1 rRNA gene is annotated in these 1,236 nt (G+C 53.4%); it reads left to right on the plus strand.

Annotated features, from left to right (window positions below):
• Nucleotides 1-1,229: ribosomal RNA gene (locus ACWJKP_RS20670) — 23S ribosomal RNA — on the plus strand; the annotation flags it as partial.
• Nucleotides 1,230-1,236: the final 7 nt, after the last annotated feature.

Here is a 1,236-nt window from a genome sequence, read left to right on the forward strand (position 1 = left end):
GAAGTATCTGATTCCACGCTGCCAAGAAAAGTCTCTATCGAGGATATTGGTGCCCGTACCGCAAACCGACACAGGTAGGTGAGGAGAGAATCCTAAGACCATCGGAAGAATTGTTGTTAAGGAACTCGGCAAATTGACCCCGTAACTTCGGGAGAAGGGGTGCCTACGTAAGTAGGTCGCAGAGAATAGGCCCAAGCAACTGTTTAGCAAAAACACAGGTCTCTGCTAAAGCGAAAGCTGATGTATAGGGGCTGACGCCTGCCCGGTGCTGGAAGGTTAAGGGGATTACTTAGCGCAAGCGAAGGTATGAACTTAAGCCCCAGTAAACGGCGGCCGTAACTATAACGGTCCTAAGGTAGCGAAATTCCTTGTCGGGTAAGTTCCGACCCGCACGAATGGCGTAATGATTTGGGCACTGTCTCAACAACACATCCGGCGAAATTGTAGTGCAAGTGAAGATGCTTGCTACCCGCGATTGGACGGAAAGACCCCGTAGAGCTTTACTGTAGCTTAGCATTGAATTTCGGTATTGTCTGTACAGGATAGGTGGGAGACTGAGAAACATGGGCGTCAGCCTGTGTGGAGTCATCCTTGGGATACCACCCTGACAGTACTGAGGTTCTAACTGGAGGCCATGAATCTGGTCACAGGACATTGTTAGGTGGGCAGTTTGACTGGGGCGGTCGCCTCCAAAAAAGTAACGGAGGCGCCCAAAGGTTCCCTCAGCGCGGTTGGAAATCGCGCGAAGAGTGCAAAGGCAGAAGGGAGCCTGACTGCGACACTTACAAGTGGAGCAGGGACGAAAGTCGGGCTTAGTGATCCGGTGGTACCTCGTGGGAGGGCCATCGCTCAACGGATAAAAGCTACCTCGGGGATAACAGGCTGATCTCCCCCAAGAGTCCACATCGACGGGGAGGTTTGGCACCTCGATGTCGGCTCGTCGCATCCTGGGGCTGAAGTAGGTCCCAAGGGTTGGGCTGTTCGCCCATTAAAGCGGCACGCGAGCTGGGTTCAGAACGTCGTGAGACAGTTCGGTCCCTATCCGTCGCGGGCGTAGGAAATTTGAAGGGAGCTGTCCTTAGTACGAGAGGACCGGGATGGACAAACCTCTGGTGCACCAGTTGTCACGCCAGTGGCATCGCTGGGTAGCTATGTTTGGAAGGGATAAACGCTGAAAGCATCTAAGCGTGAAGCCCACCCTGAGATGAGATTTCCCATAACTCGCACGTAAGTGCG

The organism is Clostridium sp. CM037, from assembly GCF_055081095.1.